Genomic DNA, 24,834 nt, shown 5'->3' on the forward strand with positions numbered 1-24,834 from the left:
CCGAAATCGAAGCCCCTCCGGGGCTCCGAGCCCGGCCCCATTGCTCAACCCGCGCCAGACGGCGTAACTTTAGTCGGGACTCTACTTCAGACTGGAGGAGGATTCCCACGGCAGGTCACTGAATACTCCCCTGCGCCATAGCCCTCCCAAGCCCGAAGACGCGAGCGCCTCCCACTAATGACCTGGTTGGGCCGGAAGCGGAAGGGCAGTTGTCCCACAAGGAAATAGTGTAAGCGGGCGCTGCCAACACGTATGGCTTCGGCGGGATTTGACCCAATCCGCACGTCCAGACAACCACAGCGCAAACGCGCGAGGCCGTTGTTGCCGCAAAATCACTTTAGCATTACCATGCATTCTAATTCAGGTTCTTTGAGCTTAAAATGGTTATGAGAAGCGAGCGTCCAGTCGTTCTCATCGTCGACGACGTTGCCGAGAACCTCCAAGTTCTTGGCGAGTTATTGCAGCCATCATATTTGGTTAAGGTGGCGACGTCTGGCGAGCGTGCGTTAAAAATCGCCTTAGCCTATCCACAACCCGACCTCATTCTGCTCGATGTGATGATGCCGGTTATGGATGGCTATGAGTGCCTTCGGCGGCTCAGGGAAAATCCCGAGACGCGAAAGATCCCAGTGATTTTCGTGACCGCGCTGGATAGCACGGAGGATGAGCGTAAAGGGCTGGACTTGGGCGCAGTGGACTACATCACGAAGCCGATCCGTCCGGCCATCGTCGAAGCGCGGGTCCGTAATCATTTGGATATGAAGGCAACGCGCGATTGGCTGTATGACCAAAATGTCGTTCTTGAAGCGGAATTGAGTCGTCTTCTGGAAATACTCGCGCACCACTTGCAAGAGCCGGTTCGGCGTCAGTTCACATTTGCGCAATTGCTACAGCGGTCACTGCCGAAGCCTCTGAATGAGGCCGCTGAAATGTCCCTGGCACAGATAATGGACGGGGCTGTACGGCTGCGGACCATGCTTCATGACGTCGTGCTGTATCTCGCGGCCTGCCAGGCTCCAGATCCCTCCGCGCTCTGTGATGCGGAGAATGCCCTGAATATCGCCATCAGACAGGTTGGTCACCGACTAGAAGATGCCGGGGGCAAGATCACTCGAGCTGAAATGCCGTCCGTTTGGCTGAACTCTGACCAACTGACTGCGATTTTCAGGGCGCTTATCACCAATTCCATCGATTACCGAGATCCGGAGCGCGACCTCCACATTACCATCATGGCAAATCTCGATGGATCCGATGCTGTCTTTTCGGTTGCCGACAACGGCATAGGAATACCATGTGAATTCCGCGATCGAGTATTCTGGTTGTTTGAACGGCTTCATGCTGATTTTAACAGGCCCGGAACGGGCATCGGCCTTGCCCTAGTAAAGAAAATTGTCGAAGCCGCAAGGGGCCGGGTCTGGATTGAAGATAGTGATGAGAGAGGGGTGAAAATATGCTTTTCACTGCCTCGCAGAACCGAATAGACTAAGTCGAAAGTTTATGGTTAGGCGACTTGCCATGTGCATGGCTATGACAAGGATCCACCTATGGACCAGGACTCGGGCCCGCATCCGCAGACAAGCGTCCTGATCGTTGACGACACCCCACAGAATCTGACCATCTTGGGGGAGCTTCTCCAGCCGTTGTACCAAGTCCGCGTCGCCAATTCGGGCGAGCGAGCTTTAAGGATAGTCGGCTCAACTCCTCGCCCAGACATCATTTTATTGGATGTCATGATGCCAGGCATGGACGGGTACGCGGTCCTTGAGCAGCTCCGTTCGGATGCCAAGACTCATGACATTCCCGTGATCTTCATCACCGCCATGAATGCGACCGAGGATGAGGAGCGCGGCTTTGCCCTGGGGGCCGTCGATTACATCACCAAACCGATTGTTCCCGCGATCGTGCTGGCACGGGTTCGCACCCATCTTGAGCTCAAGCGCTCGCGCGACCGACTGGCCAGTCAGAATGACTGGTTAGAGCAAGAGGTCGCGCGACGCATGGGCGAAAATCTGCTCATCCAGGACCTCAGTGTCCGCGCCCTAGCATGTCTTGCAGAGGCCCGAGATAACGAGACCGGCCATCACATCATTCGGACGCAGGCCTATGTCGATCTTCTGGCCCGGCGGCTTTCCGATCACCCCCGCTTTCGCCAGGCTCTGGCCGGAACACGCCTCGGCATGGTGGTTAAGGCTGCGCCGCTGCACGACATCGGCAAGGTTGGCATTCCCGACGCGATTCTGCTCAAGCCCGGGCGGCTGACGCCCGACGAATTCGAGGTGATGAAGACGCATCCCGCGATCGGCGCCGAAGCCATTGGCCGGGCCATGGATCAGGCGCTGGCGCAGGCCGATAACAAGACGGCGGCCCAAGCCGGTGAAGCCTTCTCATTCCTCAAAGTCGCGCATGAGATTTCCATCAGCCATCATGAGAAATGGGATGGCAGCGGCTATCCTAACGGCCTGAGCGGCGATGCCATTCCGGTCTCGGCGCGATTGATGGCTCTGGCCGACGTCTTCGACGCCCTGATTTGTCGGCGGGTCTATAAGTTGGCTATGAGCCTGGAGGACGCCACCGCGATCATAGCCGAGGGACGTGGCCGGCATTTCGATCCCGACGTGGTCGACGCTTTCATGTTGCGCCGCGATGACTTTGTTGAAATCGCTCGCCGCCACGCGGATCCCGAGCAGGGGGAGTAAAGGCGATGACGATCACTGTCCGCATGGCCATCATCCTGTTTGTGGCGACAGCCGTCCTCGGCCCTGTCCGCGTCCATGCCGATGCTACCGGCGCGGCTCCGGCCGAGGCGGCAAAGTTCAAGGAGATCACCGCCACCAAGGAGACCCTGGAGCAGTTGCGCCGGGGAGGCTGGGCGCTTTACATGCGCCATGGCCGCACAGACAACACCAAGCCGGATCGATATCCATCTGTTGATCTCAACGACTGCTCCACGCAACGACCGCTGACCGAGGATGGGCTCAAAATGGCGACCCAGGTCGGCGAAGAAGTTCGAAAGGCCCGCATTCCCATCGGAGAAATCCGCATCAGCCCGCTATGCCGGGTCAAGGACACGGTGGCGGCGGCTTTCCCAAACCAAGCGTTCACACTCGACAATGAGTTGCTTTACACGGCGAATTTGACGGATGCCGAAAAGCAGCCAATCATCGCCAATACCCGCCGCCTTCTTTCGGCGCCGGTCGCCAATGGAGTGAATCGGCTCCTGATCGCCCATGCGCCGAACCTGATGGACCTGATCGGTTATTTCCCCAAGGAAGGAACCCTGGTGGTGTTCCGTCCCAAGGGCAATGGCGAATTCGATTACATCGGCAGCATTCCGCCGTCTCTGTGGCCTAACCTGCAACAATAGCCATTTGGGTGACAGCATGACTTTCCGTCCAGCCCGGATGTCGCCCTATCTGGTGGTGATTCTTGCGCCGGTTATTGTGGTTACGGTCTTGGCTGGAGCCCTGAATCTTCTCTCCTTTCATAGCCTTAGAGAAAGCCACAGGATGGTCAGCATCCTGCAAGGCCGGGAATTGGAGCGGGTTGCTTCGGCCACGCATATCAATGAAGAGGTTGCCAGCATCCAGCGCCTGGTCGGATCGACGCTGGAAATGGCGAGTGACGGAAAGCTTGACGAGGCTACGACCTATCGCGTCCATAGCGAGGTGGTCAATCGCTTGGCCGAACTGGAGAAATTACTTCCAAATCTGCGGCTTGACGTCGGATTGCTGAATGAAGCCGAAGACGCCAGGATCGATTTTGACGCCTACCGAAAGTTCATCATCCAGGCGACAGACCTCGCTGCCGTCGATCCTCCGGGGGCCATGAAGTTCGCCTATCAGGCCGCCAACAGCTATCTCGCGCTGTCCGAGCACACCCATGCCATCGCGCGGGGCGTCGCCGAGGCGGCGGCTCGTCAGGGAGAGGCGCAGTCAGCCAGCTTTGAGGGGCAGGCGGCGCGCATCATGGTGAATGGGGGAATCCTGATTGGGGCGCTGCTGATTCTTTGGGTTCTGGTAGGAAGCTGGATGGCGCGGCGTGTATCCAGCCTGAGTTCTGCACTTCACGATCTGGCGCAAGGCGATGTCGCCTCTGCCTCCTTGCCCGAAGTTCAAGGGATCAGCGCGAACCGCCACAGCATATTGCGGGACATGGCCCAAGCCATCCTTACGTTTCGGGATGCTCTGGTGTCGCAGGAAAAGTCGCAGGCCGAACTCCGCAAGCTTTCCCTGGTTGTCGAGCAAAGCCCGAATCCAGTCGTGATCGCAGACCTCAATGGCAAGATCGAATACGTGAATGACGCCTTCATCCGAAACTCGGGTTACAGCCGGGAAGAGGTGATTGGCCGCAATCCCCGCATCCTCAAATCAAAGAGGACGCCAAATTCGACCTACAGAGCCATGTGGGACGCATTGACGAGGGGGGAAACTTGGTCAGGGGAATTTATCAATCTTACCCGAGACGGGCGGGAACGGACCGAGATAGCAACCATCGTTCCCCTTCGTCAGTCCGATGGGCGCGTCAGTCACTATGTCGGAATCAAGGAGGACGTAACTGAGAAGAAGAAACAAGAGGGCACTTTAAGAAAGCTTTTTATGGCGGTTGAACAAAGCCCAGAAAGCATTGTTATTACGGATCTTGAGCCAAAGATCGAATACGTTAATGGCGCTTTTGTCCGCAACACGGGTTTCAGCCGCGATGAGGTGATAGGTAGTAACCCTCGTGTTCTTCAGTCTGGCCTAACTCCTCCAGAAACATTCAAGGATATGTGGGCGAAGTTGAGCCAAGGTGAGTCTTGGCACGGCGAACTTGTTAATCGCCGCAAGGACGGCAGCGAATATGTCGAATTCGCCCATATCGCCCCGGTCCGTCAGGCGGATGGCGAAATCACCCATTACCTTGCAATCAAGGAAGACGTCACCGACAAAAAGCAGATGATGCGGGAGTTGGAGCTTCACAAGGATCACCTTGAGCTGATGGTCGCAGAGCGAACCAACGCTCTCTCCATTGCCAATCAGGAACAGAAGGCGATCTTTGACGCATCCGGGGTCGGCATTGCTCTCATCCGGGACCGGGTCGTTATTCGTTGCAATCGAAGTCTCGACAAAATGTTCGGCTACGGCCTCGGGGAGTTGGAGGGGCAACAGACCCGTGTTTGGTATTTGGATGATGACGACTGGGAGCGGCTTGGGCATGAGATCTACGAGCAGGTTGGGCAAGGCGAAACCTACGAATGCGATCAGCAGTTTCGCAAGAAGGACGGCTCGCCGTTCTGGACCCGACTTGCGGTGCAGGCCCTCAATGCCGCCGCGCCCAACGAAGGCATTGTCGCCATTTTCGAGGACATAACCGATGAGCGCAAATCCGCCGAAGCGTTGCGGTTGGCCTTTGCCGAACAGCAGGCAATCCTGGACTCGGCAACCTCCGGCATCGTCCTGATTAAAAATCGGATCCTGGAGCGCTGCAATCGAAAGCTGCACGAGATCTTCGGCTGGCCCGATGGCGAGATGGTCGGGAAGCCCAAGCGGATCTGGTACACCGACGAGGACAGTTGGATCGGCGGCGGCGGCGAGGCCTACGAGGAAATTTGGCAGGGCCAGACCCATCGCCGCGAGCAGCAATTGCTGCGCAAGGACGGCAGCCTATTTTGGGCGCGCTTGACAGCCCATGCCGTTGATGCCCGAGACCCGACCCAGGGATCCGTCTGGGTCATCGACGACATTACTCAAGAACATGCACTTATGGAGGAAATGCAGAGAGCGCGCATGCTGGCCGAGGATGCGGCTCGGGCGAAATCAGACTTCCTTGCAAACATGAGTCACGAAATACGCACGCCCATGAACGCGATCATTGGGCTCACCCATCTGCTGCAACGCGATATTGCTGACAAAACGCAAAGAACAAGGCTGGATAAGGTATCCACGGCGGCTCGCCATCTGCTCAATATCATCAACGATATTCTTGACCTCTCTAAAATCGAAGCCGGGAAGCTCCAACTCGAAAATACCGATTTCGAGATCGAGCATATGATCGAGACCGTATGCACTCTTGTCCATGATAAGGCAGAAGCCAAAGGGCTGGAACTCGTGGTCTCCATGCATGCCCTTCCGGCAAATCTTCATGGCGACGGCCTGCGGATTGGACAGGTTCTACTCAATTTTGCCAGCAACGCCGTTAAGTTCACGGAATCGGGAAGCATTGCGCTTCGAGGCTCTGTAGTAAGCCGCGATGACAATGGCCTCGTGGCCAGATTTGAGGTTTCCGATACCGGTATCGGCCTTACGACCGAGCAGCAAGCGCGTTTGTTTCAGGCATTTGAGCAAGCCGACTCATCGACTTCCCGGAAGTATGGAGGTACTGGTCTCGGTCTTGCGATCTCCAAGCGTTTGACCGAGATGATGGGGGGGCGAATCGGCGTAGACAGCGAATTTGGCCAAGGAAGCTCCTTCTGGATCGAAGTTCCCTTATCATTTCCCCTGGGTGGTGGGAATTTTCCATCCAAGCGAGTAGAGGCGAGCGGCCTGCGGGCTCTTGTGGTTGATGATCTCAGTGATGCCCTAGAGGCCCATGTCGGCATGCTGGAAATGCTTGGTCTGCAGGTTTCGGCTGTTGCTGATGGCGTTTCCGCTCTCGCCGCTGTGGAAGAAGCCGACGCCTCCAAAAAGCCATTCGACATTCTTCTGATCGATTGGCAGATGCCTGGGATGGATGGGCTTGAATTGGGGCGGCGATTGTTCTTGCTGCCCATCTCGCGTCAGCCTGCAAGGATGCTGGTCACTGCCTATGGCGATAGCGTCTCCGCCGATGTGCTGGCCGAGACCGGGTATCACAATATGTTGCTGAAGCCATTGACGCCGTCCCGGCTTTTCGATGGCTTGCAGGACACGCTTTCCGGCAAGCATACGATCATGGGCGGGCTCGCCGCGGGAGAAGCCGAATCCGTCCTTCTGCATCGCCGCGGCGGCCGTGTTCTGCTTGCAGAGGACAATCTGGTGAACCAGGAGGTCGCTGTCGAACTTCTTTGTGCCGTCGGCCTTGATGTCGATGTTGCGGAAGATGGCCAGGTCGCACTGGATAAGGCAGCCCAAGGCCAATATGACGTCATCTTGATGGATATGCAGATGCCGAACATGGATGGATTGGCTTCGACACGCGCGATTCGAAAGCTTCCGAACCACGTGAAAACGCCCATCTTGGCTATGACGGCAAATGCTTTTGATGAAGACCGCAATGCCTGTCTCGACGCGGGCATGAACGATCACATTGCGAAGCCGGTGGACCCTGAGGCTCTTTACCTCGCATTGCTGAAATGGCTTCCGGCGACGGCCGACCGCAAAGACGGATTTCGCCCGTCGTCTTCCCGCGACACCAAGGCTGACGACGTGGATTACGGCCTTGCCCGCGACCGGCTGTCTTCGATCGACGGCCTTGACGTCGCCGCAGGCCTCAAAGCGGCCAATGGGCGTTTGGACCTTTATCTCCGGCTCTTGGCGAAGTTCATTGAAAATCAGGATGGCAATCATCTGATTCAGGCCCTCTCCTCGGGGGATATTCATGCGGCGCATAGGATTGCCCATACCCTGAAGGGAATGTCGGCGACCCTGGGAATTGAAGGTCTCCGGAGGATCGCCGCTGAGATTGAAGCTGCTCTCAAGAATGCCTCGGGCGACGCGCCCGCTGACATCGCTGACAAGGCGCGGCTGCTCGAAGTTGAATTCCAGGCCATGCGCGACCGGCTGCGGCCCGTGGTGGCGGCCCCGCAAGCCACCGAAAGTCGCGAGCGGCCAGTTGGCGGCGACGTGGACAAGGCCGAGGCCAGTACTCTCTTGCGGCGACTTGACGAACTTCTGTCCATGGACGACATGTCGGCGGGAAATCTCTATCGCGAAAATGAAGCCGTTTTCCGCGCGGCGATTGGCTGTCAATTCGCAGCGATCGCTCAGAACATCGAAGACTTCGCCTTTGAGGAGGCCTTGGCTCTGCTCAGAAGTGCCGTTCGGGGCGGATCCGAGCAATGAATGTTCAGCCTGGGTAGGCGTCCGATTTTGGAGACGGGGACGTCGATTCCCCGGCAAGGAGGGGGCATGACCTGCATTCTCGTCGTGGATGACGACCCAATCTGTCTAGAACTACTCTCCGAGACCTTGATCGGCGCCGGTTACAGCGTTGACCTTGCTGTCGACGGCGAGGACGCTTGGGACAAATTGAACTCCTACAAGCATGACCTGGTTCTGCTGGACCGGGTCATGCCGCGTCTGGATGGGCTTGGCCTGCTTCGCCGCATGAAGGGCGTCGCCGCCTTATCCGGAATTCCGGTGATCATCCAGACCTCCGCCTCGTCGCAGGACGAAATACGGGAAGGCTTGGAGGCCGGAGCCCACTACTATCTGTGCAAGCCCGTTTATCCGGACCTGCTTTGCCCGCTGGTGGCCGGAATTGTCGCAGACATCGCCGAACGCAAGAGCCTGAGGGACTGCAAGGCCAACGTCGCCGTGGCCTTGTCGCTTATGACAAGCGGCGATTTCATGTTTCGAACGCTGGATGATGTTCGCTCATTGGCCGCCGTTCTCGCCGAGCTCTGCGACAGGCCCGACGATGTCGGCATGGGGCTACTGGAATTGATGATCAACGCGGTCGAACACGGCAATCTCGGCATCAGCTATACCGAGAAATCGGAATTGCGGAAGACATGGCGTTGGGAACAGGAGATAAGCCGCCGTCTCGGCGTCGCGCCGTGGTCAAGCCGCGTGGCGCGCGTCCGCGCGTCCCACGATTGCGATGACGTTGTTTTCGTGATTTCGGACGAGGGTGTTGGGTTCGATCCCGGACGCTTCATGCAAATGGAGCCCGCGCGCGCCTTCGACCTGCATGGTCGCGGCATCGCCATGGCGAACGCCGCCAGCTTCTCCCGCTTGGAATATCAGGGACGAGGCAACGTCGTCATGGCGAGGGCTCCCGCCCGGCGCGATTGTTAAGAGCTTTCTATCACCATTAAGAGACACGATCAGGCCAGGGGAATATTCAGCCAGGATGTTTGTGATGAGGAACCTGGCGAACGGACAACAATGGTGAAGGCAGTTCCCATCCTCGTCGAGGCCGAGAGGCTTGGTCGTCGTGCAACGGGTGCTGACTATGTCCGGTCATGGCACATCAGCGACATTCCCGGCAACCACCTCAATGGCCGCTTTCGAGCGCAGCATTCGGGCTGCTGAATGACCACCATGGGCGCAAAGCCGACTCTAATAGGTGTCGGCCCATTGAAGCTCTGCTGCGCAGATGGGCGTGGCCGTCGAGAGTGATGTCTAGATGTTTGATCCCAGGCTTTGATGGTGCATTTTCTTCGCAGGAATGGAAGGAAGCACTATGGGCCAGATTCTACACGGCTGCGCCACCACGACAGAGGCAATCCGTCGAGCAATACAAAATAGTCAAGAGAGCCTGAGATCGATCTGGTCAAGGCCATGGGCATGAGCGGCATTTCCAAGAGCCAGGTCTCGCGCCTGTGCGCCGAGATCGACGGCAAGATCGCCACCTTCCTGGAGCGCCCCATCGAGGGCGACTGGCCCTATCTCTGGCTCGACGCCACCTATGTCAAGGTGCGCCAGGACGGCCGCATCGTCAGCGTGGCGGTGATCATCGCCGTCGGCGCCAATGCCGCCGGGCGGCGCGAGGTGCTGGGCATGGCTATCGGTCCCTCGGAGGCCGAGACCTTCTGGACAGACTTCCTGCGCAAGCTGGCGCGGCGCGGCCTGCGCGGGGTCAAGCTGGTGGTCTCCGACGCCCATGAAGGCATCAAGGCCGCCGTGTCCAAGGTGCTGTGCGCCACTTGGCAGCGTTGCCGCGTCCACTTCATGCGCAACGTCCTGGCCCATGCCGGCAAGCAGGGGCGACGGGTGGTCTCCGCCTTCATCGGAACCGCTTTCGCCCAGGACACCGCCACCGCCGCCCACGCCCAATGGCGACAGGTGGCTGATCAGCTGCGACCCAGGGCCCACAAACTGGCCGAGTTGCTGGACGATGCCGAGATGGATGTCCTGGCCTACATGGACTTCCCACCCGCCCATCGCACCAAGCTGCACTCCACCAACCCCATCGAGCGCCTCAACGGCGAGATCAAGCGCAGGACCGAGGTGGTCGGCATCTTCCCCAACGAGAACGCCATCACCCGCCTGATCGGCGCCATCCTCTTGGAGCAGAACGACGAATGGGCCGTCCAGCGAGCCCGCTACATGACCCTGGAATCCGTCGCCACCTTGGGCGATGATCCCCTGGTGAGCCTGCCGCCCGTCGCGGCAGCCTGATCAAACCGGCCAAGCCCGCCGGAGATCAAACGGCGACCGTGCTGTTACACCAATCCATGGGACACGATCCCAAGGCTGATTAGCCATTGCGGACCTTGGTGACGAAATCCCCGACCAATCGACGGAGCGACGCGGACTCCGAAGAGAGTTTCTGCGCAGCACAAAGAACCATGGCTGAGGACTGTCCGGTTTCGCTGGCAGCCGATGTGACTCCGCCAATGTTGCAGGAAACCTCTTGGGTGCCCCGGGCAGCCTCTTCCACGTTGCGGGCGATCTCCTGCGTTGCTGCTGATTGCTGCTCCACGGCAGATGCAATCGCCGATGAAATTTCATCAATCCGGCCGATGGTTGAATTGACGCTTTGAATTGCCTCGACGGCACGACCCGTCTCGGTCTGAACGGTATTGATCTGCTGTGCAATCTCATCGGTCGCCCGTGCAGTCTGATTGGCAAGGCTCTTGACCTCGTTGGCTACCACGGCGAAACCCTTGCCAGCCTCACCCGCACGAGCAGCCTCAATAGTCGCGTTTAAGGCGAGTAGGTTGGTTTGGCTGGCAATGTCGTTGATGAGTTTGACAACTTCACCAATTCGTCCGACCGCTTCAGACAGACCATGGACGATTGCATCCGCGTGAGTCGCCTCATCAACCGCATTGCGTGAAACGCGTGCCGCATCGCTCACTTGCCTACCAATCTCCGAAACCGAGGCCGATAGCTCCTCGGCGGCAGCGGCAACGGTCTGAACATTGGAACTTGCTTGTTCTGACGCGGCTGCGACAGCATTGGCCTGGGCTGAAACCTGCCCGGATAGAGAGGACATGGTTTGAGCTGTCAGTTCCATATCGGAAGATGCGCCAGCGACATTGTCCACCACCATGGCGACACTGGACTCGAACTCCCCGGCAAGGCGCTGCATTTCCGAACGAAGCTGCTGATCAGCCCGCAGCTTGGCGTCGGCTGCCTCTTTCTCGACGCGAGATTTGTCTATGGCATTGCGTTTAAAAACCTCGACCGAACGGGCAATCTGTCCAGCCTCATCTTTTCGCTCAGTACCAAACACGGTGATTGAAACATCGCCTTGGGCAAGGCTCTGCATGACCGTGGTGATCTGGTGAATGGGCACGGAAACCGAGCGAGAAATCAGGACCGACAACACCACGCCGAGAATGATGCCAAGGCCCACGAGGCTAAAGCTGACGGTCCGATCAGCTACATAGTTAGCCTCCCCCTCCAAGAAGGAAGCGTTGGCTTCTTCTCGCTGGTAGTCCATCAGTTTGCGGAGGGGGGTGGCGGCCTTGCGAAACTGCTCAGTTCCCGGTCCCAGCAAATCGCTACGCGCACCTTCCAGGTCACCGGCAGAGATGCGGTCCCAATTGGCAGTCAGGTAGCCGCGATATGACTTGAACCCAGCCTCAGCGTCCCGAGCCAGGGCCGCCTCTTGAGCAGTCATCTTGGAAGATGTATAGCTCGCCCACGCCTTGTCCAGATCACTCATCTGCTTTTTGAACTCGTCCCTCAGCGCCGCCACCTTGGCAGAGTCGCGTTCCACCGTGGCAGTGACCGTCCGTATGCGGATGCGGTGAAGGGCGTCGACGACCCCGGAAAGGTCGCTAAGCGCCGTGGTGGTATCCTGGGCGACCCCTTTGAAGCTGTCGTGCATTCGGCTCAACCCGTGAACGCCGAACCCACTGGTGGCGATCAAGATCGTCAGCATAATGGCGGTCAGGGCGGTCAGTCGCCGAGCAATGTTCCAGTGGAAAGCCATCACATCCCCCAGGGAAGCCACATTGAAAATGTAGGGCAATTTTATCTAGAATAATTCCTATCACTAATGTAGCTGATGTAAATGGGGGCGGGAAGAGGTGAGGCTCACGGCTACCCACCGTGCGGATGGGTTTGAAGGGCTGAACATGGCACATCAGCGACATTTCCAGCAGTCACCCCAATGACCGCTTTCGAGCGGTGCGTGTGAGCTATTGGATAACCGCATGGGGCGCAAAGCGGTCGGAGCCGTGTGTACGGGACCTGCGGGAAGATAAAGGCAGTTCAACCCATCCGAACAAGGGCCGTGCAGAAAACAACATGTCATCAACTTGATCAACTGGCCCAAAACAATTCAAATCGCCATACTGATTGGATTGAAACAGCGCGTGAATTTCATCATGACAACCCGGAAAATTTTTTCTCAACTTTCACTCGGGCCAACCCTTTCAAACCATCTGATCGCGGTCCAGTTCACCGAGAACCCTGCCGCAAGCTTTGGTACCGTTACGGCCATTGGGGCCGTGGTCCAGATTCCTCGCACAACGTCGGCGGCATCCACCTATATGACCGTGCGCCAGGCAGCTGACGAGCTCCAGGTCCAGCGCAAAACCGTTTACGAATGGATCAAGTCTGGCCTTGTGCGGGCTGGAATCTTGCCCGGCGGAACCGAATACCGGATCCACCGCAACGACTGGCTCATCTTCCTGGATCGCTTGTTTACCCAGGGTGTCCGGCCGTCAGTTCGGCAGCCTTCGAATCCTCCTTGCGCCATCATCGAGGAAGGTCGTGGTTCCTCCCCTCGCCCGCAGCTCAAGCCCGATTTCTTCACCCTGGGGGCTGATGGCCGCAAGGTTGGAAAGGGCCTCTAGCAGATTCCAGGACATTTTTTGTCCTGAAATCTGTCCTGAAATCTGATTCATGCTACAATGGCGCCTTCACTTCTTGATGGAGGTCCGCCATGGGACGAGCATCGAAGCCACCGCGGCTCGTACTACGGGGAGCCAGCTGGTACATCGTCGATGAAGGCCAGAAGATCGCCTGCGGCACCCGGGACGAAGGCGAGGCTCGGCGTGCGCTGGCTCAGTACGAAGCTGGCAAGGCAACAGCCGCCCATCGCGTAAAAGCTGGCATTCCGTCGGCAAGCGCAGATGTGCTGATCAAGCACATCCTTGAGGGATATGAGGTCAGCCGCCTTAAGGAATTGAAGAAGAAGAAAAATCGCGCGGTTTATGGCGAGACCCGAATCGCCCTTCTGAAGCAAGGGATAGACGAAGCCGAAGCGCATACGCAGGCCAACTTGGCCTCCAAACGGGCTGAAGCCGAAATTACCACCATCGGCAATGATCGCTTCGTCATGAAGCATTTGAAGGAATATTTTGGCCCATTGCGGCCTAGCCACATCAGCCAATCAGTGGTCGAGGAATACGCCATTCGCCGTAGGGACGCCGGCATCTCCCGGAGATCCACCGGCCAAGTTATCCGCAGAATTGCTGACGCAACTATTGAAAAAGAATTGGTGATCCTGCGCGCTGCCTTGCGCTGGGCCGAAAAAGATGACCGCAACCGTTGGCTTGGAGGTGTTGAAGCCCCGGCCTTCACCATGCCTGTGTCTGGTGCCCGGGCCCGGATCCGGTGGTTGACCAAAACCGAAGCGGCCACGCTGATCGCCAGTTGCCACCTGCCCCATATCCGGTTGTTTTTTCGTATTGCTTTGGCGACTGGCGCCAGGAAGGAAGCAATCGAACAACTGCGCTGGGATCAGATCGATTTCGATCGGAACCTCATCGACTTCGGCCAAGTCGCAGCTGACAACAATAAGAAGCGCCCGCTGATTCAGATGACACCGGAACTGCGACGTGAATTGTGGAATGCCAAGCAGGTTGCCTGTTCAAACTATGTCATCGAATTCCGTGGGCGGCAGGCTGGAAACGTGAAGAAATCCGTGCGCGCCGCCATCGAAAAGGCTGGCCTGAAGAGCGTTGATCCCTCCGAAGACGTGGTTGGCCACATTATGAAGCACACCTTCGTCTCGTGGATGGCCCAGAGCGGCAAGGCATTCGAAGATATCGCTTTGATCCTCAATACGTCCGCCGCAACGCTGAGACGTACTTATGCCCATGCCGACCTGACTGCGGCGGCCGACGTCGCCGATGCAGTGGCCTTGGATGAGCATATTCAGCGGATCGACTGGCAGCCCACTACCGCCCTCCTCCTGTCCAAGGAAGCGGCCGCCTGACATCACCCTTGTCCGGAAATCCAGGAATATCCGACTGATTGAATCAGGACAATTGTCCCGAAACCAGGTAAACACACGGCTCTAAACTGCACTCTCCGGTCATCGCAAAAAAACGTAAGGGATTGAAGTTACAATCTATCGCCGCCTTCACACGGGAGGGGTCGCAAGTTCAATCCTTGCATCGCCCACCATCTACCTCTTGATTTTCAGAAATCTCAAGACGCGATGACACGCCGGTTGGTGCTGCGGCCTTTGGCCTTGCCGCCCGTTCGACGAATGACTTCATTCGACGGGCGGGACCAGTCGTGACATCATCAAAGTCGGCGGCGCCTTCCGCGGTGGAAAGATGAATCTCAAACAGCTCGAATACTTCGTCCGGGTCGCCGAACTGGGCAGTTTCAGCAAGGCGGCGATGATCATCAACATCGCCCAGCCCGCGCTGTCGCGCCAAGTGCGCCTGCTGGAAACCGACTTGAACGCCACTCTGCTGACCCGCACCGGGCGCGGCGTGGTGCTGACCGAGGTGGGACAGCGCCTGTTCGATCACAGCATCGGTATCCTGCAATTGGTGGCCCGCGCCACCGAGGACATCGAGTCCACCCGCGATGAACCGGCCGGACGCATCGTCATCGGCCTGCCGCCCAGTATCGGACGCCGCCTGACCCTGCCGCTGGTGGAGGGTTTCCGCCGCACCTTGCCCAAGGCGCGCCTGGCCATCGTCGAAGGGCTATCCACCCATCTCACCGAATGGATCGCCACCGGGCGGGTCGATATGGGCCTTGTCCACAATCCCGAGCCCAATCCCGCCATCGAAGCAACCCCCGTGCTGGACGAGGCGCTGGGCCTGATCAGCCCCGCCGCGCCGGGCGAAGCCCTGCCGCTGTCGCTGGCGGATCTGGTCGGCTTCCCGCTGATCCTGCCCGAGCGCACCCATTCCATGCGCAAGCTGCTGGAGACGCAGGCGGCCTTCGCCGACCTCAAGCTGAACGTGGTGTTGGAAGTCTCCGCCGTGCCGTCCATTCTCGATCTCGTCACGGCCGGCTATGGCCATGCCGTCCTGACCGAGACCGCTTTGGCCGCCTCGGGGCGGCCGAACGACTTCCGCCTGCGCCCGCTGGTCAAACCCAGCCTGACCAGCACCTTGTTCCTGGCCCAATCGGCGCAAAAGCCCATCACCCCCCTGGGCCGCCGGGCCATGCGCCTGCTGCGCGATCTGGTGGCCGCGGCCGGTGAAGGCGCGCGTGGCGGCCATAGCAAATTGCGATAGCTGATAGTGGCGGCGGGGGGCTAACTCGGACCCGATGAATTTGCCACTATGGCAGCGTCGAATGCTGGGAGGCCGACAGTGCAAACCCCGATCCCCTGCCTGTTCATGCGCGGCGGCACTTCGCGAGGGCCGTTCTTCCTGGAGTCCGACCTGCCCGCCGACACCGCGCTGCGCGACCGCGTGCTGCTGGCGGTCATGGGCTCGCCCGACCGGCGCCAGATCGACGGAATGGGCGGCGCCCATCCGCTGACCAGCAAGGTGGGCATCGTGCGCAAGAGTGCTGCGCCGGGGGTCGATCTCGATTTCCTGTTCGCCCAATTGCAGCCCGACAAGGATACGGTCGACACCACCCCCAACTGCGGCAACATGCTGGCCGCCGTGGTGCCCTTCGCCCTGGAACGCGGCATCGTCGCGGCGCAAGGCGAGACCACGACGCTCCGCGTGCTGACGCTGAACACCGACATGCAGTGCGACATCACGGTGCGCACCCCCGGCGGCCGCGTCGCCTATGAGGGAGACGCCAGGATCGACGGCGTGCCCGGCACGTCTTCGCCCATCACCATCAATTTTCTCGATACCGCCGGGTCCGTCTGTTCCGGCCTGCTGCCCACCGGCAATGTCCGCGACGACATGGACGGGCTGGCGGTCACCTGTATCGACAACGGCATGCCCATGGTCCTGTTCCGCGCCGCCGACATGGGCCGCACCGGCTCCGAGAGCGTGGAACAGATGAACGCCGACACCGCGCTGAAGACCAGGATCGAGGCGCTGCGCCTCAAGGCGGGCCATCGGATGGGCCTGGGCGACGTGACGGACAAGAACTACCCCAAGATGTGCCTGATCGCGCCGCCGCTGGCAGGCGGCGCCATCGGCACCCGTTGCTTCATCCCCCATGTCTGCCACGATTCCATCGGCGTGCTGGCCGCCGTCACGGTGGCGACCGCCTGCGCCCTGGACGGCTCGGTGGCCGACGGCATCGCCGTGATGCCGGAAGGCTTGGTCAAGACCGTCGCCGTCGAGCACCCCTCGGGCGAGTTCAGCGTCGAACTCGGCCTCGACCCCGCCAATCCGCAGGCCGTGACCCGCGCCGCCCTGCTGCGCACCGCCCGCCTGTTGATGCGCGGCGAGGTCATGGTTCCCGCCTCCGTCTGGGAAGGACATCGCGCATGATCATCGACATCCACGGCCACTACACCACCGCACCCAAGGCGCTGGAAGACTGGCGCAACCGCCAGATCGCCGCCCTCAAGGATCCGTCCCAGGCCCCCAAGGCCTCGGAGCTGAAGATCAGCGACGACGAGCTGCGCGAAACCATCGAGACCAACCAGTTGGCCAAGATGAAGGAGCGCGGTTCCGACCTCACCATCTTCAGCCCGCGCGCCAGCTTCATGGCCCACCATGTCGGCGATTTCCAGACCAGTTCCACCTGGGCCGCCATCTGCAACGAGCTGTGCGCCCGGGTGGCGGGGTTGTTCCCCGACAATTTCATCGGCGCCGCCATGCTGCCGCAATCGCCCGGCGTCTCCCCTGAGACTTGCGTCGCCGAGATCGACAAATGCGTCAGGGAGTACGGCTTCGTCGGCATCAACCTCAATCCCGATCCGTCCGGCGGCCACTGGACCTCGCCGCCGCTGTCGGACCGTCACTGGTATCCCATCTACGAGAAGATGGTGGAATACGGCCTGCCCGCCATGATCCACGTCTCGACCTCGTGCAACGCCTGTTTCCATACCACCGGCGCCCATTACCTGAACGCCGATACCACCGCCTTCATGCAATGCCTGACCTCGGACCTGTTCAAGGACTTCCCCACCCTGAAATTCGTCATCCCCCATGGCGGCGGCGCGGTGCCCTATCACTGGGGCCGCTTCCGGGGACTGGCGCAGGAGCTGAAGAAGCCGCTGTTGCGCGAGCATCTCTTGAACAACATCTTCTTCGACACCTGCGTCTACCACCAGCCTGGCATCGACCTGCTGACCAAGGTGATCCCGGTGGACAACATCCTGTTCGCCTCGGAGATGATCGGCGCCGTGCGCGGCATCGACCCCGAGACCGGGCATTATTACGACGACACCAAGCGCTATATCGAAGCGACCCTGAACCTGTCGGCGGAAGACCGCTTCAAGGTCTATGAGGGCAATGCGCGCAGGGTCTATCCCCGCCTGGATGCGGCGCTGAAGGCCAAGGGGCTCTGACCGACGAGCCTAAAGCGAGGAGTTGCGGCCAAGGGCCGGCGCGCCACGTGGCGCGGGAGCCAAGGGTTTCGGAGAAACCCGCCCGGCGATTGAGGGACAAGAGAATGAGCACAATCATGAACGACCTCGGCATCGTCAAACGGAATATCACCCGGGCCGACAAGGCCGCCGTCGAGAAGTTGTCGCGCTTCGGTGTCGCCACCATCCACGAAGCCATGGGCCGGGTCGGCCTGATGAAGCCCTATATGCGGCCCATCTATACCGGCGCCCATGTCTGCGGCACCGCCGTCACCGTGCTTTTGCATCCCGGCGACAACTGGATGATGCATGTGGCGGCCGAGCAGTTGCAGCCCGGCGACGTGGTCATCGCCGCCGTCACCGCCGAGTGCACCGACGGCTTCTTCGGCGACCTGCTAGCCACCTCGTTCCGGGCGCGGGGCGCCCTGGGCCTGATCATCGACGCCGGGGTGCGCGACGTGAAGGATCTGACCGAGATGAATTTCCCGGTGTTCTCCAAGGCCATCAGCGCCAAGGGCACCATCAAGGCGACATTGGGCTCGGTGAATATCCCGGTGGTCTGCGCCGGGGCCGTGGTCAATCCCGGCGATGTGGTGGTGGCCGATGACGACGGGGTGGTGGTGGTTCCCGCCGCCGTGGCGCAAGCCGCCGCCGACGCCGCCGAGGCCCGCGAGAACAACGAGACCTCCAAGCGCAGGCGCCTCGCCGCCGGTGAACTGGGACTCGACATGTACGACATGCGCCCGGCCCTGGCCAAGGCGGGGCTGAAATATGTGGACTGACGCGCCCATCCGCGCCGTCGGCCTCGTCGGTTATGGCGAGGTGGGACGCATCCTCGCCGAGGATCTGCGCGCCCAGGGCGTCGCGGCCGTGCTGGCCTTCGATATCAAGAACGATACCGCCTTGCGCGACCATGCCACCCGGCACGGCGTCGAGCTGGCCGCCAGCCATGCCGAACTGGCGGCGGGCGCCGATCTGGTGATCTCGGCGGTCACCGCCAGCCAGGCGGTGCCGGTGGCCCAGGCCTGCGCCCCCGGATTGCGCGACGGCGCCTGGTTCCTGGATTTCAATTCCGCCTCGCCCGGCGCCAAGATCAAGGCGGGCGCCATCGTCCATGGCGCGGGCGGCCGCTATGTGGAAGGCGCGGTGATGACCTCGGTGCCGCCCCATCGCATCCGGGTGCCGCTGCTGCTGGGCGGTCCCCATGCCACCGAACTGGCCCCCACCCTCGCCGCCCTGGGCTTCAAGCCCTCGGTCGCCAGCCCGACCCTGGGCGTCGCCTCGGCCACCAAGATGTGCCGTTCCGTGATGATCAAAGGCTTGGAGGCCATGGTGATCGAGAGCTTCACCGCGGCCCGCGCCCATGGCGTCGAGGATGCGGTGATCGCCTCCCTTTACGAGACCTTCCCCGGCATGGATTGGGAAAAGCTGGGGGCCTATTTCTTCCAGCGCGTCATCCAGCACGGCCGCCGCCGCGCCGAGGAAGTGCGCGAAGTGGCCGAAACCGTGCGCGAGGCCGGACTGCCCCCGTGGTCGGCCCAAGGGACGGCGGACCGTCAGGCCTGGGTCGCCGATCTGGCCGATGCCGGAGTGTTTGGCGCCAAGGACGCTCCCGGTTTTGCCCGCAGCGAGGACTGGCGCGCCGAAGCCGACCGCGTCCTGGCCGCCGTAAACGCGAAGGAGCCGTCATGAGCTTTGAAAAGACTCCCGGCTGGCTGGACTGGTATGCCGGTCCCTCGATTCCGGCCTTCAAGCTGCCCCCTGGCGCGGTGGACGCCCATTGCCACGTCTTCGGCCCCGGCGCCGAATTCCCCTATGCGCCGGAACGCAAATACACCCCCTGCGACGCCTCCAAGCATCAGCTTTACGCGCTGCGCGACCATCTGGGCTTCGCCCGCAATGTGGTGGTCCAGGCCACCTGCCACGGCGCCGACAACCGCGCCATGGTGGATGCGCTGATCCATTCCGGCGGCAAGGCGCGCGGAATCGCCACCGTGCGGCGCTCGGTGACCGACGGTGAATTGCGGGCGATGCACGAGGCCGGGGTGCGCGGTGTCCGCTTCAACTTCGTCAAACGGCTGGTGGACTTCACCCCCAAGGACGAGTTGATGGAAATCGCGTCGCGCATCGCGCCGCTGGGCTGGCATGTGGTGATCTATTTCGAGGCGGTGGACCTGCCCGAGCTGTGGGACTTCTTCACCGCCCTGCCCACCACCATCGTGGTCGACCATATGGGCCGCCCCGACGTGTCCAAGCCGGTGGACGGGCCGGAATTCCAGCTTTTCGTCAAGTTCATGCGCGATTACCCCAATGTGTGGAGCAAGGTCAGCTGCCCCGAGCGGCTGTCGCTGTCCGGCCCCAAGGCGTTGGGCGGCGAGCGCGCCGCCTATGCCGACGTGGTGCCCTTCGCCAAGGCCATCGTCGAGACCTTCCCCGACCGGGTGCTGTGGGGCACCGACTGGCCGCATCCCAATCTGAAGGATCACATGCCCGACGACGGGCTGCTGGTGGACTTCATCCCCCATATCGCCGCGACGCCCGAGCTTCGGCGCAAGCTGCTGGTGGACAATCCCATGCGGCTTTATTGGCCGGAGGAGGTCTGAGGTGGCCCTGAACAAGCCCTATCGGGATATCCCCGGCACCACCATCTTCGATGCTGAGCAATCGCGGCGGGGCTATCACCTCAACCAGTTCTGCATGTCGCTGATGACCGCCGACAACCGCGCCCGCTTCAAAGCCGATGAGCGCGGCTATCTCGACCAGTGGCCCATGAGCGAGGAGCAGAAGCAGGCGGTGCTGGCCCGCGACCTCAACCGCTGCATCGCGCTTGGCGGCAACATCTATTTCCTCGCCAAGATCGGCGCCACCGACGGCAAGTCGTTCCAGCAGATGGCGGGATCCATGACCGGCATGAGCGAGGAGGAATACCGCGACATGATGATCGGCGGCGGCCGCTCCATCGAGGGCAACCGCTTCATCGGCGAGGACGGCGATGCCCAGGCCCATCGTCAACCTCAAGGCAAGGGGCGAAGCTGAGCCATGGCCCGCATCACCGCCAGCGTCTATACCTCCCATGTGCCCGCCATCGGCGCCGCCCTCGACCTCGGCAAGAGCGCCGAGCCCTACTGGCGGCCGGTGTTCCAGGGCTATGAGCCGTCAAAGGCCTGGATGCGGGCCAACACGCCCGACGTGATCGTCCTGGTCTATAACGACCACGCCACCGCCTTCAGCCTGGACCTGATCCCCACCTTCGCCATCGGCTGCGCCGCCCAGTTCAAACCGGCCGACGAAGGCTGGGGACCGCGCCCGGTGCCTATGGTCCAGGGCCACCCGGAACTGGCCGCCCATATGGCCCAGTCGGTGATCCAGGACGATTTCGACCTCGCCATCGCCAACAAATTGGATGTGGATCACGGGCTGACGGTGCCGCTGTCGCTGATGTTCGGCCAACCGGATGCCTGGCCCTGCCCCGTCATTCCCTTCGCGGTCAATGTGGTGCAGTACCCGGTGCCGTCGGGGCGGCGCTGCCTCGCCCTGGGCCAAGCCATCCGCAAGGCGGTCGAATCCTTCGATGCGCCGCTGAACGTGCAGGTCTGGGGCACCGGCGGCATGAGCCATCAGTTGCAAGGCCCCCGCGCCGGTCTCATCAACCGCGACTTCGATACCGCCTTCCTCGACCAGCTGATCGCCGATCCCGAGACCCTGTCCCGCAAGCCCCACATCGATTATGTGCGCGAGGCCGGTTCCGAGGGCATCGAGCTGGTCATGTGGCTGATCGCCCGCGGCGCCATGAGCGAGCGAGCGCCGCGCGTCGTCCATCGTTTCTACCATGTGCCCGCCAGCAACACCGCCGTCGGCCATCTGATCCTGGAGAACTCATGAGCAAGCCCATCACCGTGGCGCTGGTCGGCGCCGGAGCTTTCGGCATCAAGCATCTGGACGCCCTCAAGCTGATCGATGGGGTGCGGGTGGTGTCCCTGGTCAGCCGGGCCGAGGACAAGCCCGAGGAGGTCGCGGCCAAATACGGCATCGGCCATGTGGGCCATGATTTGGCCGATGCCCTGGCGCTGAAGGAGGTTGACGCCGTTATCCTGTGCACCCCCACCCAGCTCCACGCCGGTCAGGCCCAGGCCTGCCTTGCGGCGGGCAAGCATGTCATGGTGGAAATCCCCCTGGCCGACAATCTGGCCGACGCCGAGGCGGTGGTCGCGCTTCAGAAGAAGACCGGCCTCGTCGCCATGTGCGGCCATACCCGCCGCTTCAACCCCAGCCATCAGTGGGTCCACAACAAGATCAAGGGTGGAGGCTTCAACATCCAGCAGATGGATGTGCAGACCTATTTCTTCCGCCGCACCAACATCAACGCCCTGGGCCAGCCGCGCTGCTGGACCGACCATCTGCTGTGGCACCACGCCGCCCATACGGTGGATCTGTTCGCCTATCAGACCGGCGGCGAGATCGTCGCCGCCAACGCGCTGCAAGGCCCGATCCACCCCGAACTGGGCATCGCCATGGATCTGTCCATCCAGTTGAAGAGCAGCACCGGCGCCATCTGCACCCTGTCGCTGTCCTTCAACAACGACGGGCCGCTGGGCACCTTCTTCCGCTATATCGGCGACACCGGCACCTATATCGCCCGCTACGACGACCTGTTCGACGGCAAGGATGCGGCCATCGACGTCACCAAGGTGGACGTCTCCATGAACGGCATCGAGCTGCAGGATCGCGAGTTCATCGCCGCCATCCGCGAGGGCCGCGAGCCCAATGCCAGCGTCGCCAAGGTGCTGCCGTGCTACCGCACCCTGCATGTCCTCGAACAGCAGTTGACATAGGCCCGTCATGCAACAGCGCCGCATCGGACCGTTCGACGTTTCCGCCCTGGGCTTGGGATGCATGAATCTCAGCCATGCCTACGGCACGCCCCCCTCCCCCGAGGCGGCCGAGGCGCTGCTGCTGCGCGCCCTGGACCATGGCGTCACCCTCTTCGACACCGCCGCCCTGTACGGCTTCGGAGCCAACGAGACCCTGGTGGGCCGCGTATTGAAGCCGCACCGTTCCAAGATCGTGCTGGCCAGCAAATGCGGCATGACCGGAATCGACGGCAAGCGGGTCATCGACGGCCGTCCCGAGACCATCAAGCGCACCTGCGACGAGAGCTTGAAGCGCCTGCAAACCGAGGTCATCGACCTCTACTACCTGCACCGCTGGGACAAGCAGGTGGCCATCGAGGACAGCGTCGGCGCCCTGGCCGATCTGGTCACGGCGGGCAAGATCAGGGCCATCGGCCTGTCGGAAGTCTCGGCCGCCACCCTGCGGCGCGCCCATGCGGTCCATCCCATCGCCGCCCTGCAGACGGAATATTCCCTGTGGACCCGCAATCCCGAGATCGCGGTGCTGGATGCCTGCCGCGACCTGGGTGTCGCCTTCGTCGCCTTCAGCCCGCTGGCCCGCGCCTTCCTGGCCGACGGTCTGCACGACCCCGAGACGGAGCTGGAGGCCAAGGACATCCGCCGCCAGATGCCGCGCTTCGAGCCCGCCAATTACCGGCGCAACCTCGCCTTGCTGGATGAATACCGCCGCATGGCCGCCGAGATGGGGTGCAGCCCGGCCCAATTGGCCTTGGCTTGGTTGCTGGCCAAGGGCAGCGACATCATTCCCATACCGGGCACCCGTTCGCCCGACCATCTCGACGACAATCTTGGCAGCCTGGCGGTAAGGCTTGAAGAGGCGACGATCCGGACACTGGACGCCCTCATCAATCAGAAGACGGTCACAGGGCCGCGATACAACGCGGCGACCCAACAAGAAATCGACACCGAAGAATTCTAATTCGAACAACTGGAGGAGCGTCATGACCACCGGAAAGCAAAAGCGGGTGATCCCCGGCACCACCATCTTCGACGGCGATCAGGCCCGCAAGGGCTATGCGCTGAACAAGATGTGCTACTCGTTCAACTCCGAGGAAAACCGTCAGGCCTTCCTGGCCGACCGCGACGGCTATTGCGCCAAGTTCGGCCTGAACGAACAGCAGAAGAAGGCCGTCTTCGACCTCAATGTGCTCGACATGATCGCGGCCGGGGGCAACGCCTATTTCCTGGCCAAGCTGGGCGGCATCTACAAGCTGGACATGCAGGATATCGGCGCCCAGCAGACCGGAATGACCAAGGAGGCCTTCCAGGCCAAACTCATCGCAGCGGGGAAAAACTGATGGCCAGGATCGTCGGCGGCATCAACGTCACCCATGTGCCCTATATCGGGCGCGCCATCGCCAACAACCTTCAGCAGGATGCCTATTGGAAGCCGTTCTTCGACGGGTTCCCGCCGGTCCGCGACTGGCTGGCCAAGGTCAAGCCCGACGTGGCGGTGGTGGTCTACAACGACCACGGATTGAACTTCTTCCTCGATAAGATGCCGACCTTCGCGGTGGGCGCCGCGCCCCAATACCAGAACGCCGACGAAGGCTGGGGCATTCCCACCTTGCCGCCCTACACGGGCGATCAGGATCTGTCGTGGCACATGATCGAATCGCTGATCGAGGACGAATTCGACATCACCACCTGCCAGGAAATGCTGGTGGATCACGCCTTCACCCTGCCGCTGGAACTGCTGTGGCCCAATCAGAAGCAGTGCCCGGTGCGCACGGTGCCGGTCTGCGTCAACACGGTGCAGTTCCCGCTGCCGACGGCGGCGCGCTGCTTCAATTTCGGACGCGCCATCGGCAAGGCCATCGAGTCCTGGGATTCCGACGCCCGCGTGGTGGTGATCGGCACCGGCGGCCTGTCCCATCAGTTGGACGGACAACGGGCCGGTTTCATCAACAAGGAATTCGACCTGATGTTCATGGACAAGCTGGTGACCGACCCGCTGTGGGTGACCCGCTATTCCGTTCCCGATCTGGTGGAACTGACCGGCACCCAGGGGGTCGAACTGCTGAATTGGCTGACCACCCGGGGCGCGCTTGGGGGCGAAGTAACCAAGGTTCACGCCAACTACCATATCCCCATCTCCAACACCGCCTCCGGCCTGCTGGCCATGGAAGTGGTGTGACCAACA

20 protein-coding genes and 2 pseudogenes are annotated in these 24,834 nt (G+C 61.0%); 21 read left to right on the forward strand and 1 reads right to left on the reverse strand.

The window, feature by feature from the left end; genetic code table 11:
* Positions 1 to 380: 380 nt before the first annotated feature.
* From CU669_RS15725 to CU669_RS15750, 7 genes and pseudogenes are all read left to right on the forward strand, one after another.
* Positions 381 to 1,481: a sensor histidine kinase gene (locus tag CU669_RS15725; RefSeq protein WP_112146419.1), complete on the forward strand. Its 1,101-nt coding sequence runs from the start codon at positions 381 to 383 to the stop codon at positions 1,479 to 1,481.
* A 63-nt stretch (positions 1,482 to 1,544) separates the two neighbouring features.
* Complete coding sequence (locus CU669_RS15730) at positions 1,545 to 2,696, forward strand: response regulator (RefSeq protein ID WP_112146421.1); 1,152 nt, start codon at positions 1,545 to 1,547, stop codon at positions 2,694 to 2,696.
* Positions 2,697 to 2,719: 23 nt separating this feature from the next.
* Positions 2,720 to 3,364 carry a histidine phosphatase family protein gene (locus tag CU669_RS15735; RefSeq protein WP_112146423.1) on the forward strand — a complete coding sequence of 215 codons (645 nt, stop codon included), beginning with the start codon at positions 2,720 to 2,722 and terminating at the stop codon, positions 3,362 to 3,364.
* Between the two features lie 37 nt (positions 3,365 to 3,401).
* Complete coding sequence (locus tag CU669_RS15740) at positions 3,402 to 8,018, forward strand: PAS domain-containing hybrid sensor histidine kinase/response regulator (protein WP_161539679.1); 4,617 nt, start codon at positions 3,402 to 3,404, stop codon at positions 8,016 to 8,018.
* A 66-nt stretch (positions 8,019 to 8,084) separates the two neighbouring features.
* On the forward strand, positions 8,085 to 8,975 hold the full coding sequence (locus tag CU669_RS15745) for a response regulator (protein ID WP_161539680.1): 891 nt from the start codon (positions 8,085 to 8,087) through the stop codon (positions 8,973 to 8,975).
* A gap of 388 nt (positions 8,976 to 9,363) precedes the next feature.
* A pseudogene (locus CU669_RS22145) lies at positions 9,364 to 9,459 on the forward strand (IS481 family transposase); the annotation flags it as partial.
* Positions 9,447 to 10,301, forward strand: a pseudogene (locus tag CU669_RS15750) (IS256 family transposase); the annotation flags it as partial. The pseudogenes CU669_RS22145 and CU669_RS15750, both read left to right, overlap by 13 nt.
* Before the next feature lie 79 nt (positions 10,302 to 10,380).
* On the opposite strand, the gene CU669_RS15755 reads toward CU669_RS15750, so the two are convergent.
* Positions 10,381 to 12,066, reverse strand: a complete 1,686-nt coding sequence (locus CU669_RS15755) for a methyl-accepting chemotaxis protein (protein ID WP_239988744.1) — start codon at positions 12,064 to 12,066, stop codon at positions 10,381 to 10,383.
* Between the two features lie 328 nt (positions 12,067 to 12,394).
* On the opposite strand from CU669_RS15755, the gene CU669_RS15760 reads away from it, so the two are divergent.
* The 14 genes from CU669_RS15760 to CU669_RS15825 all read left to right on the forward strand — a co-directional run bounded on the left by CU669_RS15760 (position 12,395) and on the right by CU669_RS15825 (position 24,828).
* Positions 12,395 to 12,934, forward strand: coding sequence for a helix-turn-helix domain-containing protein (locus CU669_RS15760; RefSeq protein ID WP_112146429.1), 540 nt, complete (start codon positions 12,395 to 12,397; stop codon positions 12,932 to 12,934).
* 89 nt (positions 12,935 to 13,023) lie between these two features.
* Positions 13,024 to 14,301, forward strand: a complete 1,278-nt coding sequence (locus CU669_RS15765; protein WP_112146431.1) for a site-specific integrase — start codon at positions 13,024 to 13,026, stop codon at positions 14,299 to 14,301.
* A gap of 346 nt (positions 14,302 to 14,647) precedes the next feature.
* Positions 14,648 to 15,568, forward strand: a complete 921-nt coding sequence (locus CU669_RS15770) for a LysR substrate-binding domain-containing protein (RefSeq protein WP_112146433.1) — start codon at positions 14,648 to 14,650, stop codon at positions 15,566 to 15,568.
* A gap of 78 nt (positions 15,569 to 15,646) precedes the next feature.
* Positions 15,647 to 16,738 (forward strand): 4-oxalomesaconate tautomerase, encoded by a 1,092-nt coding sequence (locus CU669_RS15775; protein WP_112146435.1) that lies wholly within the window; start codon positions 15,647 to 15,649, stop codon positions 16,736 to 16,738.
* Positions 16,735 to 17,763 carry an amidohydrolase family protein gene (locus CU669_RS15780; protein WP_112146437.1) on the forward strand — a complete coding sequence of 343 codons (1,029 nt, stop codon included), beginning with the start codon at positions 16,735 to 16,737 and terminating at the stop codon, positions 17,761 to 17,763. The genes CU669_RS15775 and CU669_RS15780 overlap by 4 nt, the downstream gene beginning before the upstream one ends.
* A 104-nt stretch (positions 17,764 to 17,867) precedes the next feature.
* Positions 17,868 to 18,563: a 4-carboxy-4-hydroxy-2-oxoadipate aldolase/oxaloacetate decarboxylase gene (gene ligK, locus CU669_RS15785; RefSeq protein ID WP_112146439.1), complete on the forward strand. Its 696-nt coding sequence runs from the start codon at positions 17,868 to 17,870 to the stop codon at positions 18,561 to 18,563.
* Positions 18,553 to 19,473, forward strand: coding sequence for an NAD(P)-dependent oxidoreductase (locus CU669_RS15790; protein WP_112146441.1), 921 nt, complete (start codon positions 18,553 to 18,555; stop codon positions 19,471 to 19,473). Before ligK ends, CU669_RS15790 begins: the two co-directional genes overlap by 11 nt.
* Entirely contained in the window at positions 19,470 to 20,384 is a 915-nt protein-coding gene (locus CU669_RS15795; RefSeq protein ID WP_112146443.1) for an amidohydrolase family protein, read from the forward strand. The genes CU669_RS15790 and CU669_RS15795 overlap by 4 nt, the downstream gene beginning before the upstream one ends.
* Before the next feature lies 1 nt (position 20,385).
* Entirely contained in the window at positions 20,386 to 20,817 is a 432-nt protein-coding gene (ligA, locus tag CU669_RS15800; protein WP_112146445.1) for a protocatechuate 4,5-dioxygenase subunit alpha, read from the forward strand.
* Between the two features lie 3 nt (positions 20,818 to 20,820).
* A complete protein-coding gene (locus CU669_RS15805; protein WP_112146447.1) occupies positions 20,821 to 21,663 on the forward strand; it encodes a class III extradiol dioxygenase subunit beta in 843 nt (280 codons plus the stop codon).
* Positions 21,660 to 22,613 (forward strand): Gfo/Idh/MocA family oxidoreductase, encoded by a 954-nt coding sequence (locus tag CU669_RS15810; protein WP_112146449.1) that lies wholly within the window; start codon positions 21,660 to 21,662, stop codon positions 22,611 to 22,613. Before CU669_RS15805 ends, CU669_RS15810 begins: the two co-directional genes overlap by 4 nt.
* A gap of 7 nt (positions 22,614 to 22,620) precedes the next feature.
* A complete protein-coding gene (locus CU669_RS15815) occupies positions 22,621 to 23,610 on the forward strand; it encodes an aldo/keto reductase (protein WP_112146451.1) in 990 nt (329 codons plus the stop codon).
* Between the two features lie 22 nt (positions 23,611 to 23,632).
* Positions 23,633 to 23,989, forward strand: coding sequence for a protocatechuate 4,5-dioxygenase subunit alpha (locus tag CU669_RS15820; RefSeq protein ID WP_112146453.1), 357 nt, complete (start codon positions 23,633 to 23,635; stop codon positions 23,987 to 23,989).
* Entirely contained in the window at positions 23,989 to 24,828 is an 840-nt protein-coding gene (locus CU669_RS15825; RefSeq protein WP_112146455.1) for a class III extradiol dioxygenase family protein, read from the forward strand. The genes CU669_RS15820 and CU669_RS15825 overlap by 1 nt, the downstream gene beginning before the upstream one ends.
* Positions 24,829 to 24,834: the final 6 nt, after the last annotated feature.

It is taken from the genome of Paramagnetospirillum kuznetsovii (genome assembly GCF_003284725.1).
Taxonomy (GTDB): domain Bacteria; phylum Pseudomonadota; class Alphaproteobacteria; order Rhodospirillales; family Magnetospirillaceae; genus Phaeospirillum; species Phaeospirillum kuznetsovii.

What these genes read in the sequence shown, in the direction of transcription:
- CU669_RS15725 (WP_112146419.1), top strand. Translation starts at nt 381, where the DNA reads ATGGTTATGAGAAGCGAGCGTCCAGTCGTTCTCATCGTCGACGACGTT.
- CU669_RS15730 (WP_112146421.1), top strand. Translation starts at nt 1,545, where the DNA reads ATGGACCAGGACTCGGGCCCGCATCCGCAGACAAGCGTCCTGATCGTT.
- CU669_RS15735 (WP_112146423.1), top strand. Translation starts at nt 2,720, where the DNA reads ATGGCCATCATCCTGTTTGTGGCGACAGCCGTCCTCGGCCCTGTCCGC.
- CU669_RS15740 (WP_161539679.1), top strand. Translation starts at nt 3,402, where the DNA reads ATGTCGCCCTATCTGGTGGTGATTCTTGCGCCGGTTATTGTGGTTACG.
- CU669_RS15745 (WP_161539680.1), top strand. Translation starts at nt 8,085, where the DNA reads ATGACCTGCATTCTCGTCGTGGATGACGACCCAATCTGTCTAGAACTA.
- CU669_RS15755 (WP_239988744.1), bottom strand. Translation starts at nt 12,066, where the DNA reads ATGGCTTTCCACTGGAACATTGCTCGGCGACTGACCGCCCTGACCGCC.
- CU669_RS15765 (WP_112146431.1), top strand. Translation starts at nt 13,024, where the DNA reads ATGGGACGAGCATCGAAGCCACCGCGGCTCGTACTACGGGGAGCCAGC.
- CU669_RS15770 (WP_112146433.1), top strand. Translation starts at nt 14,648, where the DNA reads ATGAATCTCAAACAGCTCGAATACTTCGTCCGGGTCGCCGAACTGGGC.
- CU669_RS15780 (WP_112146437.1), top strand. Translation starts at nt 16,735, where the DNA reads ATGATCATCGACATCCACGGCCACTACACCACCGCACCCAAGGCGCTG.
- ligK (WP_112146439.1), top strand. Translation starts at nt 17,868, where the DNA reads ATGAGCACAATCATGAACGACCTCGGCATCGTCAAACGGAATATCACC.
- CU669_RS15790 (WP_112146441.1), top strand. Translation starts at nt 18,553, where the DNA reads ATGTGGACTGACGCGCCCATCCGCGCCGTCGGCCTCGTCGGTTATGGC.
- CU669_RS15795 (WP_112146443.1), top strand. Translation starts at nt 19,470, where the DNA reads ATGAGCTTTGAAAAGACTCCCGGCTGGCTGGACTGGTATGCCGGTCCC.
- CU669_RS15805 (WP_112146447.1), top strand. Translation starts at nt 20,821, where the DNA reads ATGGCCCGCATCACCGCCAGCGTCTATACCTCCCATGTGCCCGCCATC.
- CU669_RS15810 (WP_112146449.1), top strand. Translation starts at nt 21,660, where the DNA reads ATGAGCAAGCCCATCACCGTGGCGCTGGTCGGCGCCGGAGCTTTCGGC.
- CU669_RS15815 (WP_112146451.1), top strand. Translation starts at nt 22,621, where the DNA reads ATGCAACAGCGCCGCATCGGACCGTTCGACGTTTCCGCCCTGGGCTTG.
- CU669_RS15820 (WP_112146453.1), top strand. Translation starts at nt 23,633, where the DNA reads ATGACCACCGGAAAGCAAAAGCGGGTGATCCCCGGCACCACCATCTTC.
- CU669_RS15825 (WP_112146455.1), top strand. Translation starts at nt 23,989, where the DNA reads ATGGCCAGGATCGTCGGCGGCATCAACGTCACCCATGTGCCCTATATC.